Genomic DNA, 511 nt, shown 5'->3' with positions numbered 1-511 from the left:
CGCTCTAGCACGTGGCGCGAAAATCTACGGCGAAATCGTAGGCTACGGTGCGACTTCTGATGGCTACGACATGGTAGCACCTTCAGGTGAAGGCGCAGTGCGTTGTATGAAGATGGCAATGCAAGACGTTGACAGCATTGATTACGTTAACACTCACGGTACGTCTACTCCAGTTGGCGACGTGAAAGAGCTAGGCGCAATCCAAGAGTTATTTGGCGACAACAGCCCAGCAATCTCTGCAACAAAAGCGATGACAGGTCATGCTCTAGGTGCGGCTGGTGTTCACGAAGCGATTTACTCGACTCTAATGCTAGACAACAACTTCATCGCGCCAAGCATCAATATTGAAAACTTGGATGAAGCGGCAAAAGGTCTGGATATCGTGACAGAAGCTCGCGACGCAGAGCTAACGACAGTCATGTCAAACAGCTTTGGCTTCGGTGGTACCAACGCAACATTGGTTATCAAAAAATACCAAGCGTAATCAACACCAAAGCTAACTGAATTTGTT

The 511-nt window shown here is 48.3% G+C and carries 1 pseudogene; it reads left to right on the top strand.

From position 1 onward, the window contains the following. Positions 1 to 484: pseudogene (locus R7E78_RS30760) on the top strand (beta-ketoacyl-ACP synthase I); the annotation flags it as partial. Between the last annotated feature and the right edge of the window lie 27 nt (positions 485 to 511).

It is taken from the genome of Vibrio sp. YT-19(2023), assembly GCF_033337395.1.
Note: the sequence above shows the minus strand (reverse complement) of the source record. Positions and strands in the feature narration are given on the sequence as shown.